Genomic DNA, 15,889 nt, shown 5'->3' on the forward strand with positions numbered 1-15,889 from the left:
GCCGCGGAGGTGGAGCGAGCTGGCAAGGTCGAGCGAAGCGTCGCGACACCTCGCTCGGAGGCGCTATGCTCGACGCGTGCCCGCTGCACAGAAGCCACGCCCGGCCACCGTGGCGGATCTCCTGGCCATCCCCGAGGAGCAGCGCTTTCACGAGATCATCAACGGCGAGCTCGTGCAGAAGGCCGTCCCTTCGTTCGAGCACGGCGACGCGCAGTCCGCCATCGTCGCGCACGTGAAGATCCCCTTCCAGCGGCGCCCCGGGGGCCGCTGGCCAGGAGGATGGTGGTTCGCCACGGAGATCGAGGTCGAGTTCATGCCGGACCAGGTGTACCGGCCTGATGTGGTCGGCTGGCGTCGCGAGCGCGCGCCGGAGCGGCCCAGCGGGTGCCCTGTCCGGATCCGGCCCGACTGGGTCTGTGAGGTGCTCTCCCCGAGCAACGCGCAGAACGACACGGTCAAGAAGATGCGCGTCTATCATCGCTGTGAGCTCCCCCATCACTGGATCGTCGATCCCAGGGAGGAGACGCTGACCGTGCACCGGTGGACCCCGGAGGGGTACCTCTTGGCGCTCCGCGCGGAGCGCGGTGAGCGCATCAGGGCCGAGCCGTTCGATGCGATCGAGCTTCAGGTCGGCGTGCTCTTCGGGGACGAGCGCGAGGACGACTGACGGCCCCCCCGCCGCCTCCCGCGGGGGAGGGCCGCCGCGGTCACAGGTCGCGGAGGTCGAGCGACCCGATGAAGTCGGACTTGCCGACGTCGAGCCCGTTGTGCCGCAGGATCGAGTACGCGGTGGTGGCGTGGAAGTAGAAGTTGGGGAGCGCGAACCCGAACACGAACTCCGGGGCCTTCATTCCCTTGCCCGGCAGGAAGAAGAGCGGAATCGTGCGGTCTTCCGCGCCCTTCAGCTGCTCCGGCTTCACCGCCTTCACCTGCTCGATCGCCTTGCCGATGCGCGCGCGCAGCTCCGCGATCGTCTCGTCGCCCGTCTCGAGCTGCGGCAGCTCCGCGCCGGTGAGGAGCGCGCCCAGCCTCAGGGGCCAGGCGATGACGTTCTGGATCTGACGCCTGAGGTTCCACTGATCGGGCGCGAGGCGCGCCGCGAGGAGCACCTCCGGATCGAACTTCTTCTTTTGTGCGTAGGCCTCCGCCTTGTCGAGCCAGACCAGCACCTGGCCGAGCATGCGAGTCATCTGGGGGAACGAGCTGTCGTAAAGGCTCATGATCTTCTCCTCGTCAGCAGGAACAGCCGGCGCCTCTGGTCCACCCGCGGCCTCCGCGCGTCAACTCCGCGCGCGCCGGCCGCGGTTCACGTCGCGCGGCCGCCTGGAGCGGCAGTCGAGCCTGGTGGTGCGCTTCGAGGAGAAGTGACGAGCCCGGCGGAGCCCCGGGCGGCGGCGGGGCTCGCCGGGGCTCCGCAGGCCGCCCGGGCGCCGCTCAGTCGACCCGGTGGAACACGCCCGCTGGATCGAGGGTCCACAGCTTCGCGCCTTCCGCGCCGCCGTCCGGCGTCCGGACGTGGATCAGCCGGATGCCCTTCTGCTCCAGCTCGGCGAGGATCGCGGGAGCCAGGCCGGGCTCGAGGCGGGGCTCGAAGATGAAATCCTCCGAGAAGTTGTGGTGCTGCGGGTGGTACGTCTGCGCGTGGTAGCCCCTGAGCACGATCGGTGCGCTCGTCAGCCCCTCGATGCGCGTCTCCACCCACTTGTGGAGCGGCGCCGTGTACCCCGCCGTGGGGCCCGTGGGGGCCGGCGGCCAGTAGAACGAGGTCTTCACCGAGACGCCGGACGCCCACGAGAGCGAGCGCTCCTGGAGCAGCGCGCCCGCCACCGGGGGGCCGTCCGCGGGACAAGCGTCGAGCTGCACCACCTCCGAGGACACCTCGAGCGGCGTCCCGTCCCAGTCGAGCGCCGGCACGGGCGTGGCGTAGGCGGCGCTCAGCATCATCCCGGCGTCGCGCAGCGCGACCAGCGGGCCCAGCGACGGCGGCAACAGCTCGGGCACCGGGGAGGTCGCGAGCGCATAGGTGATCTCCGAGGCCCCGGCGCCGTCCACGAAGGAGTCCGTGGCCGTCTCCTCGGCGTACGCGTGGGACGCGGCCGGCCACGCCGCGGGGCTGCCCGAGAGCGTCGCTACCGATCCACCGGAGAGGTAATCGAGCCGCGTGTCCTCGTTGAAGAGCGTGCTGCCGAGCGCCGCCGGCGTGAGGAACCCGCTCTTCGCCGAGAGCCTCGCGCGCACCTTGAGCCGGTGCTTCGCGAACACGTCGCCGAACTCGCCCTGGAAGGTGCAGACCTCCCGGGGCTCGTCGAGCAGGAACGGCGTGAGGCTCGGCGTCGTGTCCGGGAGCGCGACCTCGCGCACCTGCTTCACGACGAGATCTCCGGGCTTCATCTTCTTGAACTCGTAATCGAGCAGGAACGACTTCCTGCCGGGGTTCAGCTCGCTGAACCGCGCCTCGACGCGGCCGAGCAGCGCGGCGAGCGCGAGGTAGTCGTCCTCCCATTGCATGACGTGGCCGCCGAGCGGGACGAGCGTCGAGCTAGACAGGAGGTAAACGGAGGTCTGCTGGTCGAAGAGGCTCGCGGTCACGACCTCCGGCTGCGCTCCGCCTTCCGGGTTGGTGACGGACGTCGCCCCGAGCTGCGTCACGATCTTGATCTGGTCATTGACCAGCTCGCGCCGCTCGAGCGTCGCGACGCCGTTCGCCATCTCGTCCTCGTCAGGATAGGAGTGATGGACGAGGACGCCCATCCCGACCTCGGCCTCGTCGACGCCATGGAGGAGCCGGGCGAGGAAGGCGTTGTCGTTGTAGAAGCTCGCGTACACCTTGCGGATCGCGCGGAACACGCCGCGCTCGCCGGCCTCGCCGGGGTCGCACAGGCTCGGCCCCTCCTGGTCGGCGTCCCGATCGTCGGCCAGGCAGCCGCTGTAGCTGTCGTAGAGGCCCGCGCCCGTGAAGACGGCGCTGTCCTCCACGTTGGTCGAGCTCCGGAACCGGATCTTCTTCGTGGGCGTGAAGCCCTCGAGCGCCGCCTCGATCGCCTGCCGCTGCCCCGCCGAGAAGGCGGTCTCCCCGGTGATCCGCGCGCGGATCGCCGCGAGATCGGCCTTGAGCGCCAGCATGTCGGGCGGGTAGCTATGGCCCGCGAGGCGCTCCGCGATCTCGGCGCGCAGCGTGCGGCCGCCGGGCATGATCTGATCGAGGAAATCGTCCCAGAGATCGAACGAAAGCGCGACCGCGACGTCGGAGCTCTCGGGGATGGCGTCCCGCAACAGGCCATAGTTCGCGGCCTTGCCCCCGAAATGGACGATATCCGCGGGGCCGAGATCCTCGGTGGACCCGGCGTAGGCGCCGAGGGGCTCCTTGGGCTGGATCCCGAGCTCGCCGGGCCGCTTCAGCGCGAGCAGCTGCTCCCTGTCCGCCGGCGCGATCCCTCCGGCCTCGAAGAGCACGGCGCGGCAGATGGCCCCGTATTGCAGCGAGGCCCGCAGCGCGACCTCCTCGCCGTCGAGCGCCTTTGCCGCCTCGGCGGCGGCCGGATCGCCGAGGTAGACGAACGGGATGCCGAACGAGGTCGCGAGGAGGGCGGTGTGCGCGTTCGGCGTCGCGGGCGACAGCGAGACGATGCCCGCCACATAAGGCACCTCCGCAGGGATGGAGTCGGTGAGCAGGATGTCCTCGGCCCGGAGCTCGCCGCTCGCGTAGGCGGCGTCGATCGCGTCCGGCGGGACATAGCGCAGCCGGCCCACGGCCCAGCCCGTCGCATAACACGCGTCGCCGTCCAGCCACCGCTCGACCGAGCTCACCGGGAACCCGCTCGCCTCGAAGAACGCGCTGTTCTCCGCGGCCGACGCCGCTTGCTCGTACGTCGGGAAATAGAAGGGCCGCGTCCCCTCGGGCGCGATGACGCTGTCCTTCACGAGCTCCAGGACGACGCGCGCCACCTCGGGATCGTAGGCGTCCTGGCGGACGAGCTGGATGCCGTACTCCGGCACGCTCTCCGGGGTCGGCGGGAAGATCACGGCGCCGAGGATGGCCTTCTGCCCCTCCTCGTGCAGCGAGACCTGGTCGAACTCGTCCCGCGACATCTCGAAGAACGGGTCGAGCCGCGCCGTGGCGAACTCGCCGTGGAACGGGAACTTGTTGCTGTCCTGGTAGTAGACCTTGGTGGGATCGTGCATCAGCACGGTGAACTTCACCCAACCCGGCGTCTGGAAGGTCGCGGGCCAGGCGGCGAAGGGCTCGAAGGGGAAGGTGATCTGGTTCTTCCAGTCCTCCGATGGCGTGATGTCGATCGGGTAGGTGTCGACGGGCCATGACGCGCCGCCTCCGGCGCTCCCGCCGTCCCCCCCGCCTTCCCCGCCTTCGCCGCCCGCGCCGCCTTCGCCGCCGGTGGCGCCCCCGCTGCTCGTGGCGCCGCTGCCACCCGCGCCCGCCGACGAGTCCTCTCCGCACGCGGCGAGCGTCCCCGCGCCGAGGAGCGCGAGCGCAAGACAAGCCGGTCGACCGATTCGTTGAAGTCTCATGAACAACATCGCGGTACAACTGCCGTGCCATCGTGCGGCGAGCGGCATCTCAGGGCTGCGCGGCGGGGCGTCGCTGTCGCGCGCGTGGCGCACGCAGGCACAGCCGCACGGGCGCGGCGATGGCCGCTCGCGCGGGTCCGCTCGCGGCTACCCCGCCGATTTTTCTTGGGGTTTCAACCGGTTCGGCGTTCTACGATGCCGCCATGACCGAGCGGAGAGCGGCGCTGATCGTCAACCCTGCTGCCGGCCACGCGGGCGATTCGGTCGAGTCGCTGCCTGCCCGGCTCCAGCGCGAGTTTGCGCTGAGCGTCTACGAGACGAGCGCGGAGCGCTCTGCCGCCGCCTGCGCCGACGCAGCGCGCCGCGAAGGTGCCTCCCTGGTGATCGCGGCGGGCGGTGACGGGACGATCTCCAGCGTGGCGTCCGCGCTCCTCGGGGCCGATGTGTGCCTGGGGGTCCTGCCGCTGGGAACGGCGAACTCGATCGCGCACTCCCTGGGCATCCCGGCCGACCTGGAGGGGGCGATCGACGTGCTCGTCCACGGCGAGCCGACGCGCATCGACGCCGCCCGCGCCAACGGGAAGACCATGATCCTGCTCTCGGCGGTCGGGCTGCACGCCGACACGGTCGGCGAGACCCCGCAGGACGAGAAGCAGCGCTGGGGTGTGCTCGCGTACATCCGCACCGGGCTGAAGAAGCTGATGAGCCTCGAGCCGTTCGTGGTCGAGATCGAGACCGAGGACCAGCGGATCCACTGCCGTGCGGTCGCGGTGACCGTCGCGAATATGGCGCCTCCGCGCACGGTGCTGGCGCAGGGGCCGCCCGTCCTGTCCCCCGACGACGGGCGGCTCGACCTCACCATCGTGTCGGCCACGACGCTGGTGGAGGCGGTCGCGACAGGGCTGCACCTCCTGAGGACCGCGATCGACGGCGAGCCGGCCGAGCGCGACAACATAGGTTTCCTCGCCGCCCGGCGGGTCTGCATCACGACCGATCCGCCCCAGAACGTGCTCATCGACGGCGAGGAGGCCGGGACGACGCCGCTCGTGGTGGAGTGCCTCCCGCGCGCCCTGACGGTCATGGCGCCCCGCCGCGAGGAGGCCCGTGAAGCGCCGCCCGCCGCGGAGGTCGAGGTGAAGCTCGCGGGGTTGCCCGAGCTCGAGGTCGAGCCGAAGCCGTGAAGCGCGCTCGGGCCGCGAGGGCCCGAGGCCAGAGGACCGGGGCCGGTTCGTGGTCGTTAACGACCACGTAAACGACCACGACCACGTAAACGACCATTATCCGGCGTCGCGGCGCGGCGGGAAGCATCGTGACGGCCTCGTCAGGGGAGGAACCGGAGCCGCCCGGCGTAAGGAAACGTGGCTCTGCCGCCGCGGCAGGGCTCGATTCTTGACCTTTCATCGGGAGCGCAGAGGAATGCGAACGACGTTCTGGGCTGGTGTGGTGGGGGTGTGCTTGGCCTGCGGCGTCTCGGGGCTGGGCTGCGGGGGCGACGACGACGGGGCGAAGCCCGGCGACGCGGCGGGTCCGGCGGGGGGCGGGGGCTCCGGGGCCGCGTCCTGCTCCGGACTCGACACGTCGGCGCTCGTCAGCGAGCTCTCGCCCGCGGAGGTCGAGCAGGCGTGCAAGGGGTATCGCCGCTGCAGCGCCGAGCAGGTGACCGTCGAGTACGTCTGCCTCATGCAGGGCGTGCTCGGCGCGGCGTACGGGGACGACGCCGGGACCAGCGACGCCGAGCTGCAGGCGAAGTGCTCCGAGCTGGTCGAGGCGTGCATGGCCGACCCGAGCCAGGCAGAGCAGCTTTTGGAGCAGGCCCTCATGGAGGTCGACGCAAAGCCCTGCGGCCAGCCGACGCAGTGCACGGCCACGATCGCGGAGATCGACGCCTGCGCCGCCGAAGTGCGAGCGTACGCGCGCGATGTGCTCCCCGAGTGCAGCGCGCTCACCATGGCTTTCTACGAGCAAACCGACAGGGGCGACACCCTGCTCGACGGGGCTTGCGGCAAGCTCGGCGCCGGCTGCTTCCCTCTCTTCACGACGCCAGTCGCAGAGTGAGCAGACCGCGCCGGACGCGGCGCGCCGCGCGCTCCCTGCTCCAGCGCGGAGGGCCGCTCTGGCGCGCGGCGCAGCGCCGGCAGCGCGGCCGGCCGCGCCTTTCCCCGGCCATCCCGGCGCGATGGACGTGATAGACGTGATAGACGTGCGCCATGAGGCTGACCGAGCGAGCCATCGAGCTGCCGGCGCTCGCGAGCGCCCACTCCCATGCTTTCCAGCGCGGGATGCGCGGTGAGGCGCAGCGGCCGGGGCCGTCGGGGGCGGACGACTTCTGGTCGTGGCGCAGCGCCATGTACGCGCTCGCCGAGTCGCTCACGCCGGAGTCCATTCATGCGATCTCGAAGGTGGCCTATCGCGAGCTCCGCGCCGCGGGCGTGCGCACGGTGGGCGAGTTTCATTACGTGCACCACCAGCCGGGCGGCGCGCCCTACGCGGATCGCACGGTCCTCGCGGACGCGGTGATCGAGGCCGCCCGCGAGGAGGGCCTCCGGATCGCGCTCCTCCGGGTCGTCTACGCGCGCGCCGGCGCGGGGAGGGCGCCCGAGGGGGCGCAGCGGCGGTTCTCGGACGCCTCGCTCGACGCGGCGCTCGCGGACGTCGAGGCGCTCCGGGCGCGCTACGCGGGCTGCGAGGACGTGCGCGTCGGCGTGGCGCCCCACAGCGTGCGCGCCGTGCCCCCGGCGTGGCTCGGCGAGATCGCGCGGTACGCCGCGGAGCGCGGGCTCATGGTGCACATGCACGTGGCCGAGCAGCCGGCCGAGATCGACGCGTGCCTCGCCGAGACGGGCCGGCGGCCGGTGGAGCTCCTGGCCGAGCGCGGGATCCTCGGCGATCGCTTCGTGGCGGTGCACGCGACGCACCTCGCGCCGCACGAGCCGGCGCTGCTCGGCGCGGCGAGGGCGTTCGCGTGCCTGTGCCCGACGACCGAGCGCGACCTCGGCGACGGACTGCCCGACGTGGGCGCGCTGCGCGCGGCGGGCGCGCGGCTGTGCGTCGGGATCGACAGCCACGTGATCACCGATCCGTTCGAGGACATGCGCGGCGTCGAGCTCGGCGAGCGGCTGCGGACGGGCCGCCGCGTGACGCTGCGGGGCGAGGGCGGGGCGACGCCCGCCGAGGCGCTCTGGGAGATCGGCTCGCAGCGGGGGGCGGAGGCGTGCGGGTTCGCGGATCCCGGCGGCAGCATCTCGGTGCGCCGGGACGCGCCGGCGCTCGCGATGGTGCGGGAGGAGCGGCTGCTCGACGCGGTGGTGTACAGCGGGAGCCCTTCGATCGTGGAGGGGAGCCCCGCGCCCCCGGGCCCGCCTGCGCATTGACGGAGCCGAGGCGCCCGCGCGCCTCGGCGCCGGGGGATCGAGGCAGGCCCGGGCCGAGCGGGCGAGCGTGAAGCGCGCTCACACGGGGTGGTGGCGTGGTTTGTGAGGAGCCGTTCCCTGCGTCTCGCCTGCGTCATGCATGGGAAACGAACGGCGAAGCAAGGAATGGCTCGACTGGATGCCCCTGGCGGCGCTGCTGCCGATCGGCGTCGTCTTGCTCCTGAGCCTCCACGAGATCCAGGACGTCCATCGCAGGAACATCGCGGCGACCCTGCAGGCCGTGCTCTCGACGACCCGCGAAGGGCTCTTGACCTGGGCGCGGCAGGCGAAGGGCGCCGCGGGGTTCTGGGCGAACGAGCCGAGGATACGGCGCGCGGTCGCCGCCCAGGTCGAGGTGCGCCGCGGCGATGGATCGCTCCGCGATAGCCCGTACCTCCAGGATCTGCGGCTGGAGCTGGGGGGCATCGTCGAGCGGGAACAGTGCCTCGGCTTCGACGTCATCGCGCTGGATGGCACCCACGTCGCCTCGGATCGCGATGAGCTCCTCGCCACGAAGACGCTGAGCTCCCACGATCCGGACACCATCGCCGCGGCCCTGCGCGGCTCGACCGTCATGGGTACTCCTTTCGCCATGCGGTCTCCCGTCCTCGGCAGGGTCACCCCCGTCCTCGTCGTCGCGGCGCCGGTGCGCTCCGTCGCCGGGGAAGGGGAGATCATCGCGGCGCTCGCCTTCCGCATCGATCCCGGGAGGGAGCTGACGCAGATCGCCCATCGCGGCCAGGTCGGCGCGGCAGGGGAGACCTACGCGTTCGACAGGCACGGTCGCGTCGTCACGGAGCTCAGGTTCGCCCAGAACCTCCGCGACATGGGCCTCCTGGCGGCCGGCGAGCGCACGAGCCTCAACGTGGAGATCCGCGATCCCGGGGGCGAGGCGCCGGACGGCTCCGCGCGCCGCTTGCCTCGCATGGAGCAGCCGCTCACGCGCATGGCGACCAGCGCCGTCGCGGGGATCGCCGGGGTCGACGTCGAGGGATACCGCGATTATCGCGGCGTCGAGGTCGTCGGCTCGTGGCTGTGGGATCAGGAGCTCGACCTCGGCCTGGCGACCGAGATCGACAAATCGAGCGCGTACGGCGTGTACGGCGTGACGCGCCGTGTGGTCCTCACCGCCTGCGGCGTGACGCTGCTCGCCACGCTCGTCCTGACGATCCTGCTGCAGCGGCGCGCGAAGGACCTGGCCACCGGCGTGCAGCGCGAGCAGGAGCTGCGCGGGGAGCTCGAGGATCGTGTCCGTCGCCTCGAGTGCGCCGAGACGGAGCTGAAAGAGGCCATCCGCGTCCGCGAGGAGTTCCTGCGGTTCGCCTCGCACGAGCTGCGCACGCCGCTGACGAGCCTGCGGCTCCTGTACGAGCACATGCTGCGATCGCGATCTCAGCCCCTCATGGTGACGCTGGGCTCGAAGGACATCAGCCGCTTCTTGAAGGTGTCCTCGCGGGAGCTCGCCCGGATCACCCAGGTCATCAACAACATGTTCGTCGTCGCGAGCTTCGCGACCGGCCCGCCGGCGCTGAACCTGGAGAGGACGGAGCTCAACGAGATCGTGCGCAGGACCGCCCGGCAGGTGACGGAGCAGCTCGAGGCCGACGGGTGTTCCCTGGAGCTCCAGCTCGATCGATCCGTGTTCGGCTACTGGGACGACGCGCGCGTCGAGCAGGTCATCACGAACCTCCTGTCGAACGCGTCGCGGCACGGCGCCGGACAGCCCATCTCGCTGTCGGTCGTCCGGCAGGCCGGCTTCGCGGTGATCTCCGTGCGCGATCGCGGCGTCGGCATCACGCCGGAGCAGCGGGACAGGCTCTTCGAGCCGTTCCGGTGGACCCCGGAGGCGCACAGCGGGCTCGGCGTCGGGCTCTACGTCTGCAGGCTGATCGTGTGGGCGCACGGCGGGGAGATCCTCGTCGAGAGCGAGCCAGGTCAGGGCACGACGTTCCGCGTCCGGCTGCCGCTCCCTCCGGAGATCGACGGAGGCGACGCCGCCCTGGCGCCCGAGGGCGAGCGGAAGCCGGCGGAGGAGCGGAGCAACGGGGGGACGGAGTAACGGGAGCAAGCGAGCGGCGGGCGCTCATCCCATCGCGCCCGCGATGAGCTGCGCCGCCCTCAGGAGGACCGCCACGACCGCTCCGACGTTCCACGCGCGCGCGAGCCACCACTGCACCTCGGCGCCGTTGATCCACGGCGGCACCCACGCCGGCGGCGCCAGCAGATCGGCGACGGTGAGGACCCGCTCGCGCTCCTGCGCCGCGCGGTAGCCGCCCTCGCCGCCGCGGACGTGCTCCTCCGCCCGAACGAGGGCGAGGAGCCGCGCGCCGCGCCCCTCCGGGAGCAGCGCCGCGCCCGCGCGCAGCGCCTCCGGGGTCGCGGGCAGCTCGACGGCCCGGCCGCGCTGCGTGAGGCGGAGCGCGCCGTCCCCCGCGCGCTCGACCCGCCCCCGGACCCAGCCCTCGGAGCGCTCGCCGCGGAGCACCGACGAGAGCGACGCGAGCTCGGGATCGGGGCCCAGCCGGGGCGCGCGCTCCCCCGGGAGCACGCGCGCGGCGAAGAGCCAGAGGGCGATCGGGAGCGCCGACAGGAATGGATTCAGCGCGAGCAGGCTGGTCACGCCCGCCACCCCGTCGAGCACCGGCAGGGCGATCACGCCCGCGCCCGCGAAGGCGCCCACCGCGATCGTCGCGCCGAACCCGCCGACGACGCCGACGGCCACGTTGCCGATCGCGACGACGCCGACGGCCACGTTGCCGATCGCGATGAAGCCGCGCGCGACGTTGCCGATCGCGATGAAGCCCGTGACGACGTTGCCGAACACGAGGAACCCGTTCGCGATGTTGCCGGCGTCGACCCAGCGCGCGCGCTCCGCGGCGCTCGCCTCGCCTCCGCCCCGGAGCGGCCAGCTCATTCCGTCACCTCGAACGAGGCGCGGCCGACGAGCTGGCCGTCCTCGGTCTCGACATCCACCGTCCAGTGCCCTGTCAGGCGGCGCGGCAGACGCCCGCCCACGAGCTGCGACTGGAGCCGCACCGCGCCCTCCGGGCCGGGCACGCGCAGCGTCTCCTCGGGCGCGCGGAGGACCTCGCGCCCCTCGCGCCGCCAGACGTGGAGCAGCCGATCGCCGTCGCCGCCCGGCACCACCACGTCGGTCACCGCGCGGAGCTCGCGAATCACAGAAAAATGAAGTGATTTCACGGACATGGCGAGACGTCCGTCCGGGAGCACCGAGGGGCCCACGGCCGCGGAGGACAGGTGCATCGGGACGGGCGGGATGAGCTCGCGCGTCCCGTAGGCGAGCCCGACCCCGGCGGCCATCGCGACGACGAGGAACACGGCGCCCATCCGGCTCCAGAGGGCCCCGAACGGCAGGTGCAGCGTGCAGAAGCCGAGCACGGACACGAGGGCGGCGGAGAGCAGCGTGTACAGCGTGCGGGTGTCGGGGAGGAGCGCGGGGATGACGAGGTTCAGGCACGCGAACAGCGTCACCCCGTAGAACACCGACGCGAGGGTCTTCCAGCGCATGAGCACGCGGTCGAAGACGAGGTCGAGCGTCGAGAGCACCGCGCAGGCGGCGAGGAGGAGGACGAACCACCGGTTCGGCGCGTCCAGGCTGGCGCTCTTCCAGTAGAACGGGAGGAGGAAGAAGAGCATGCCCTGATAGAGGTTCTTCAGGACATAGGTCATCACGAGGAAGCGCAGCCGGGCGCCGCGCCACGCCGTCGCGAAGTCCTGGCGGGCGCCGGTGCCGAAGAGCCGGAAGAAGAGGAGCACGAGCAGCCAGGCGACGCTGACCGTGACCGCGAGGAAGCGCGCGTGCTGGAACCCCTTCTGCGCGAAGGTCACGACGAAGGCGCCGAGGCTGAGCGCATACGCGGTGTGCAGCCACCAGAGCTTCTTGTGGTGGCGCTTGAGGAAGGCGCGGGCGGACGATCGGAGGTCCCCGGGTTTGCCCTCGTCCTCGGCGTTCAGGTCGACGTAGGACGCCTTGGGCTCGGCCTTGACGGTCGGCGCGTTGTCCTCGTCCGCTGCCGCGCCGCGCGCTTGCCGCTCGGGCATCTTGAGCGTGCGGTCGTCGTGCTCCCCGCCCGGGGTGCTGGCCCTGGGCGGCATGCGCAGGGTGGCCTCGTCCCCGGCCAGGGCGCCGGCCCTGGAGGGCATGCGCAGGGTGGCCTCGTCCCCGGCCTGGGCGCCGGCCCTGGGCGGCATGCGCAGGGTGGCCTCGTCGGTCGCCGGGGGTCGGGCCTGTCCGGCCGCGTGGGGCGGGGCGTGGCCCGGCGAGCGATCGGGCTCGTCGCCCGGCATGTACATGATCGTGGGCGCCTCTCCGAAGGCCTCCGGGACGCGCGTCTTGTGGACCTGCGTCGTGGCGCTGGAAGGCGGCGACGGCAGAGAGGGCGCGTTCGCGTGGGCCCCGGGGGCCGGGGCGTCAGGGGAGCGCGGCGCGTGCTGTTTCATGTCCGGCCCGCAGCGTACCCGACGGGCGGTCCACCTTCGAGCGCCGCACGAGCGGGCCGGCGCGGCCGGCGCTCGGGGGCGCGCAGGGCGGCGCGCGCCTGGACGGGGCGCGTGTCGTCGTCCTGAACAACCCCTCATGGGTCGGCATCTTGCCGGGAAACTGAACAGGGAGACGGTGAGATCGCCGGGATTGTACTCCCCGTCTCCCCGCCTCCCTGTGAATTCTCCCCCCGAAAAATTCGAGGGGATGCTTCGGGTGCCCGTGGTTGCTCCGTTCAGCGACGGCTGTCGGCCGAAACGATGCTCAGGGCTCGGCGCTCACTCGATCGAGACCTTCACATCGGCGTTGCCGCTGCTTTGATAGCCTTCCACGACCAGCGAGACCTCATAGAAGGTCCCGAGGGACAGCCCCTGCTTCCCCCACGCGTCGAAGTGGTTGCCGACAGTGATGGTTCCGCTCGTGCGCTTCTGCTGCCGGACGCTCCAGAACTGATAGAAGGTCGCCGTGCCATCGATGGAAGGTTGGTTGACTCGCTGGGTCTTGTAGATGTCGTAGGTACCTCCGTCGCTGGAGACGGTGCCCACGAACCCTTCTCCGCCCGGCGGACGCCAGGTGCCCCAGCTATCGATGATGTAATACTCGATGAGCGGGTTCCTCGTCCACCCGTAGACACCCAGGTAGGAATTGCCGTTCGGCCGGTAGTCGGCCTCGTAGGTGACGACATTGTTCTTCCCGCCCGGCCTCACGCCTTTGCGGCCCAGCAGGTTGTTGATGTTGTTCCAGTCTACCCGGAAGCCATCCGCCGTGTTGACCAGGCACCCGTTTCCTCGGTCCTTCCAGTATTCGAAGGTGAGCCCGCAATGCATGCCTGTCCTGTCGCTGCAGACCTCCAGGTCGGCTTCCGTGCACCGGGTAGGTGTGCCGGCCCCGGTCGTGGCCGTGGTGCTGCTCGCGGTCGTGCTGCTCGTTGTCGAGCTGCTCGTTGTCGAGCTGCTCGTGGTCGAGCTGCTTGTCGTCGAGCTGCTCGTCGTCGAGCTGCTCCCGCCCCCGGACCCGTCCGAGCCCCCGGTCCCGCTCGTGGTCGACCCGCTCGTGGAGGTGCTGCCCGTGGTCCCGCTCGTCGTCGACCCGCCCGGGCCCACCGTGGTGCTGGTGGTGCCGGTGGTGCCGGTGCTGCCCACGGTGGCGCCGCCCGTCCCAGACGAGCCGCCACCCGCCCCGGTCTCCCCGGAGGAATCGTCCGGCCCTGCGCAGCCGATGGCAACGACTCCCAGGACCATAGTAAAATGTTTTAACAAAGTTAAACTCACAGAGCCTCCTTGGCGAGATGGTTCAGTTCCCTGCGGCCGATCTCGTGATCATGGCTAGCACCAGGACTCGGTGGCGACAACGACCCGTAGAGCCCTTCCAGCCGCTGTTCCAAGGCCCGCCCTCGGCTCGATCCGGTTAAGCTGCGGACGAGGTCGCGCAACCGCCCCGGTACGGTGGGTCTGCGAACAGCTGCCGAGGCAAGCGCTTCCCCCCGTCACCCTGGATCCCTGACGCGCTGGAGCCTTGACGCGCTGAGTCGCGTGAAACAGCGCAAGAGAACTACATGGGGGCGGGAAGTTGGGATCGGCTCGGGTCCCATCTTCCACGCTCCGCGCCGTCATGCTCTACTGTTGCGGTTCTCGGGAAGACGCTGCCTGTTCGGCGCCTTGCCCGGCCGGACAGGTCATCGGCCACCTGAGAGAGCTGTTGAGACCTCTCACCGTGAAGCGACCGGGCGCCGGCGCTCGGGGACGGCCCCATGATGACCAGGACGTCGAGAACCTCGTCCCTCCTTGCGATCACCCTGGTCCTCGTATCGGGCTGCGGTCGTGATTCGGCGGCTCCCTCGGACGAGGCCGGGTCGAACGGTGGAAGCGGCGGCGCGCCCTCGACCGGAGCAGGAGGCGCGGCGGGCTCGGGCGGGGCGCCAGCGGGCCCGGGCGGGGCGCCGGCGGGCCCTGGCGGGGCGCCGGCGGGCTCCGGTGGGGCAGGGGCGGCGAGCGCGGCTTCGGCCAGCGGCGGCTCGTCGGGCGCGAGCGGGGGCTCACCGAGCGAGCCTCGCCCCACGGTGACCGCCGCTCCGGGCACGGAGCTCGTCCGGGTCGACACGAGCGTGGTGCACCAATCCTTCGAGGGCTGGGGCACGAGCTTGTGCTGGTGGGCCGATCACGTGGGCGGATGGCAGGAAGCCAAGCGCAACGCCGTGGTCGAAGCGGTCGTCGATCCGGTGAATGGCCTCGGCTACAACGTCTTCCGCTACAACATCGGCGGCGGGGAGAACCCGTCCCACGAGCACATGAAGGAGCACCGCGAGATGCCTGGATTCCAGAGCGCCGACGGGACCTTCACGTGGGCGAACGACGCCAGGCAGCGCGCCATCCTCCTGCGCATCGCGGAGCGCGGAGCGGATCTGATCTTCGAGGCGTTCTCCAACTCTCCCCCCTACTGGATGACGAACAGCGGTTGCGCCTCGGGCAGCAGCGACGGCAAGGACAACCTCAAAGCGGACCATTACGACGACTTCGCCCACTACCTCACGGAGGTCGTCCGCCACTACAGGGACGAGCACGGGATCACCTTTCGCACGCTGGAGCCGCTGAACGAGCCCTTCGCCGACTGGTGGAAATCGAACGGCTCCCAGGAAGGATGCCATTTCGACCGGGCGAGCCAGGAGAAGATCATCCAGGAGGTGGCCAAGCAGCTGACCAGCAAGGGCCTCGGCGAGACGGTGGTCAGCGCGTCGGACGAGAACAGCATGGATGACGCCGTCCGGAACATCGGCGCCTTCGGCGCGGGGACGCTCGCCGCTCTCCAGCAGCTCAACGTCCACTCCTACGCCGGCAGCCAGCGCAGGGAGCTCCGGCAGCTGGCGACCAGGCTCGGCAAGCGGCTGTGGCAATCGGAGTCGGGGCCGCTCGGGCAGAGCATCAGCGACGACACGGACGCGGCGCTGTTCATGGCGGAGCGCATCATCGACGATCTACGCGACCTGAAGCCGGAGGCCTGGGTGGACTGGCAGTCGGGCGATCCGTCGCGCAGCTGGGCGAGCTTCACGCTGAACGACCGCGAGCAGTCCTTCGCGCCGATCAAGCGCTTTTACATGCATGCCGGCTTCAGCCGCTACATCCGGCCCGGCGCGCGCTTCGTCGACGTCGACAGCGAGGACATGGTGGCCGCGGTCAGCGCCGGCGGGGGCTCTCTCTCGCTCGTGGTCCGCAACGGCGATCGCAGCGCGAGCCGCGGCTACACGCTCGATCTCACCCGGCTCCGCGCGGTCGGTCCCGCCGCGGAGGTGCACCGCACCTCGCGCACGGAGGACCTCGAGCGGCTCCCCGACATGGCGATCGAAGACTATCGCCTGGTGGTCACGGTCCCGGCCTTTTCCGTCACCACCTTCGTCATCCCGATGCCCTGAGGCTCCCTAGGTCGCTGAGGCTGCCGGCCTGGACCGTTGCCCAGG

Annotated in this window: 11 protein-coding genes; 6 read left to right on the top strand and 5 right to left on the bottom strand. The window is 71.2% G+C overall.

The window, feature by feature from the left end; genetic code table 11:
• The first annotated feature begins 76 nt into the window (after nt 1-76).
• The gene (locus WMF34_RS05035) at nt 77-667 is read left to right on the top strand and encodes a Uma2 family endonuclease (protein WP_437992572.1); all 591 of its coding nucleotides are present in this window, start codon (nt 77-79) and stop codon (nt 665-667) included.
• 40 nt (nt 668-707) lie between these two features.
• On the opposite strand, the gene WMF34_RS05040 is transcribed toward WMF34_RS05035, so the two are convergent.
• Complete coding sequence (locus WMF34_RS05040) at nt 708-1,220, bottom strand: DUF1993 domain-containing protein (protein ID WP_012233591.1); 513 nt, start codon at nt 1,218-1,220, stop codon at nt 708-710.
• A gap of 214 nt (nt 1,221-1,434) precedes the next feature.
• A complete protein-coding gene (locus WMF34_RS05045; protein WP_437992573.1) occupies nt 1,435-4,527 on the bottom strand; it encodes a PEP/pyruvate-binding domain-containing protein in 3,093 nt (1,030 codons plus the stop codon).
• A gap of 119 nt (nt 4,528-4,646) precedes the next feature.
• Here WMF34_RS05045 and WMF34_RS05050 point away from each other — a divergent pair, with 119 nt between their 5' ends.
• The 4 genes from WMF34_RS05050 to WMF34_RS05065 all read left to right on the top strand — a co-directional run bounded on the left by WMF34_RS05050 (nt 4,647) and on the right by WMF34_RS05065 (nt 9,996).
• The gene (locus WMF34_RS05050; RefSeq protein ID WP_012233593.1) at nt 4,647-5,708 is read left to right on the top strand and encodes a YegS/Rv2252/BmrU family lipid kinase; all 1,062 of its coding nucleotides are present in this window, start codon (nt 4,647-4,649) and stop codon (nt 5,706-5,708) included.
• 235 nt (nt 5,709-5,943) lie between these two features.
• The gene (locus WMF34_RS05055) at nt 5,944-6,582 is read left to right on the top strand and encodes a hypothetical protein (RefSeq protein ID WP_437992574.1); all 639 of its coding nucleotides are present in this window, start codon (nt 5,944-5,946) and stop codon (nt 6,580-6,582) included.
• A gap of 152 nt (nt 6,583-6,734) precedes the next feature.
• A complete protein-coding gene (locus WMF34_RS05060) occupies nt 6,735-7,898 on the top strand; it encodes a formimidoylglutamate deiminase (protein ID WP_437992575.1) in 1,164 nt (387 codons plus the stop codon).
• A gap of 139 nt (nt 7,899-8,037) precedes the next feature.
• Entirely contained in the window at nt 8,038-9,996 is a 1,959-nt protein-coding gene (locus WMF34_RS05065) for a sensor histidine kinase (protein ID WP_437992576.1), read from the top strand.
• A 24-nt stretch (nt 9,997-10,020) separates the two neighbouring features.
• Here the strand turns inward: WMF34_RS05065 and WMF34_RS05070 are convergent, their stop codons facing one another.
• The 3 genes from WMF34_RS05070 to WMF34_RS05080 form a co-directional block, all read right to left on the bottom strand.
• Entirely contained in the window at nt 10,021-10,851 is an 831-nt protein-coding gene (locus WMF34_RS05070) for a hypothetical protein (RefSeq protein WP_437992577.1), read from the bottom strand.
• Nucleotides 10,848-12,398: a DUF5924 family protein gene (locus WMF34_RS05075; RefSeq protein WP_437992578.1), complete on the bottom strand. Its 1,551-nt coding sequence runs from the start codon at nt 12,396-12,398 to the stop codon at nt 10,848-10,850. The genes WMF34_RS05070 and WMF34_RS05075 overlap by 4 nt, the downstream gene beginning before the upstream one ends.
• A gap of 318 nt (nt 12,399-12,716) precedes the next feature.
• A complete protein-coding gene (locus WMF34_RS05080) occupies nt 12,717-13,679 on the bottom strand; it encodes a glycoside hydrolase family 11 protein (RefSeq protein WP_437992579.1) in 963 nt (320 codons plus the stop codon).
• 818 nt (nt 13,680-14,497) lie between these two features.
• On the opposite strand from WMF34_RS05080, the gene WMF34_RS05085 reads away from it, so the two are divergent.
• A complete protein-coding gene (locus tag WMF34_RS05085; RefSeq protein WP_437992580.1) occupies nt 14,498-15,844 on the top strand; it encodes a glycoside hydrolase family 30 protein in 1,347 nt (448 codons plus the stop codon).
• The last annotated feature ends 45 nt before the right edge of the window (nt 15,845-15,889 follow it).

Source organism: Sorangium sp. So ce145 (genome assembly GCF_051525985.1).
GTDB classification, from domain to species: Bacteria; Myxococcota_A; Polyangia; order Polyangiales; family Polyangiaceae; genus Sorangium; species Sorangium cellulosum_B.

What these genes read in the sequence shown, in the direction of transcription:
- WMF34_RS05060 (WP_437992575.1), top strand. Translation starts at nt 6,735, where the DNA reads ATGAGGCTGACCGAGCGAGCCATCGAGCTGCCGGCGCTCGCGAGCGCC.
- WMF34_RS05065 (WP_437992576.1), top strand. Translation starts at nt 8,038, where the DNA reads ATGGGAAACGAACGGCGAAGCAAGGAATGGCTCGACTGGATGCCCCTG.
- WMF34_RS05045 (WP_437992573.1), bottom strand. Translation starts at nt 4,527, where the DNA reads ATGAGACTTCAACGAATCGGTCGACCGGCTTGTCTTGCGCTCGCGCTC.
- WMF34_RS05050 (WP_012233593.1), top strand. Translation starts at nt 4,647, where the DNA reads ATGGCCGCTCGCGCGGGTCCGCTCGCGGCTACCCCGCCGATTTTTCTT.
- WMF34_RS05040 (WP_012233591.1), bottom strand. Translation starts at nt 1,220, where the DNA reads ATGAGCCTTTACGACAGCTCGTTCCCCCAGATGACTCGCATGCTCGGC.
- WMF34_RS05080 (WP_437992579.1), bottom strand. Translation starts at nt 13,679, where the DNA reads ATGGTCCTGGGAGTCGTTGCCATCGGCTGCGCAGGGCCGGACGATTCC.
- WMF34_RS05075 (WP_437992578.1), bottom strand. Translation starts at nt 12,398, where the DNA reads ATGAAACAGCACGCGCCGCGCTCCCCTGACGCCCCGGCCCCCGGGGCC.
- WMF34_RS05055 (WP_437992574.1), top strand. Translation starts at nt 5,944, where the DNA reads ATGCGAACGACGTTCTGGGCTGGTGTGGTGGGGGTGTGCTTGGCCTGC.
- WMF34_RS05070 (WP_437992577.1), bottom strand. Translation starts at nt 10,851, where the DNA reads ATGAGCTGGCCGCTCCGGGGCGGAGGCGAGGCGAGCGCCGCGGAGCGC.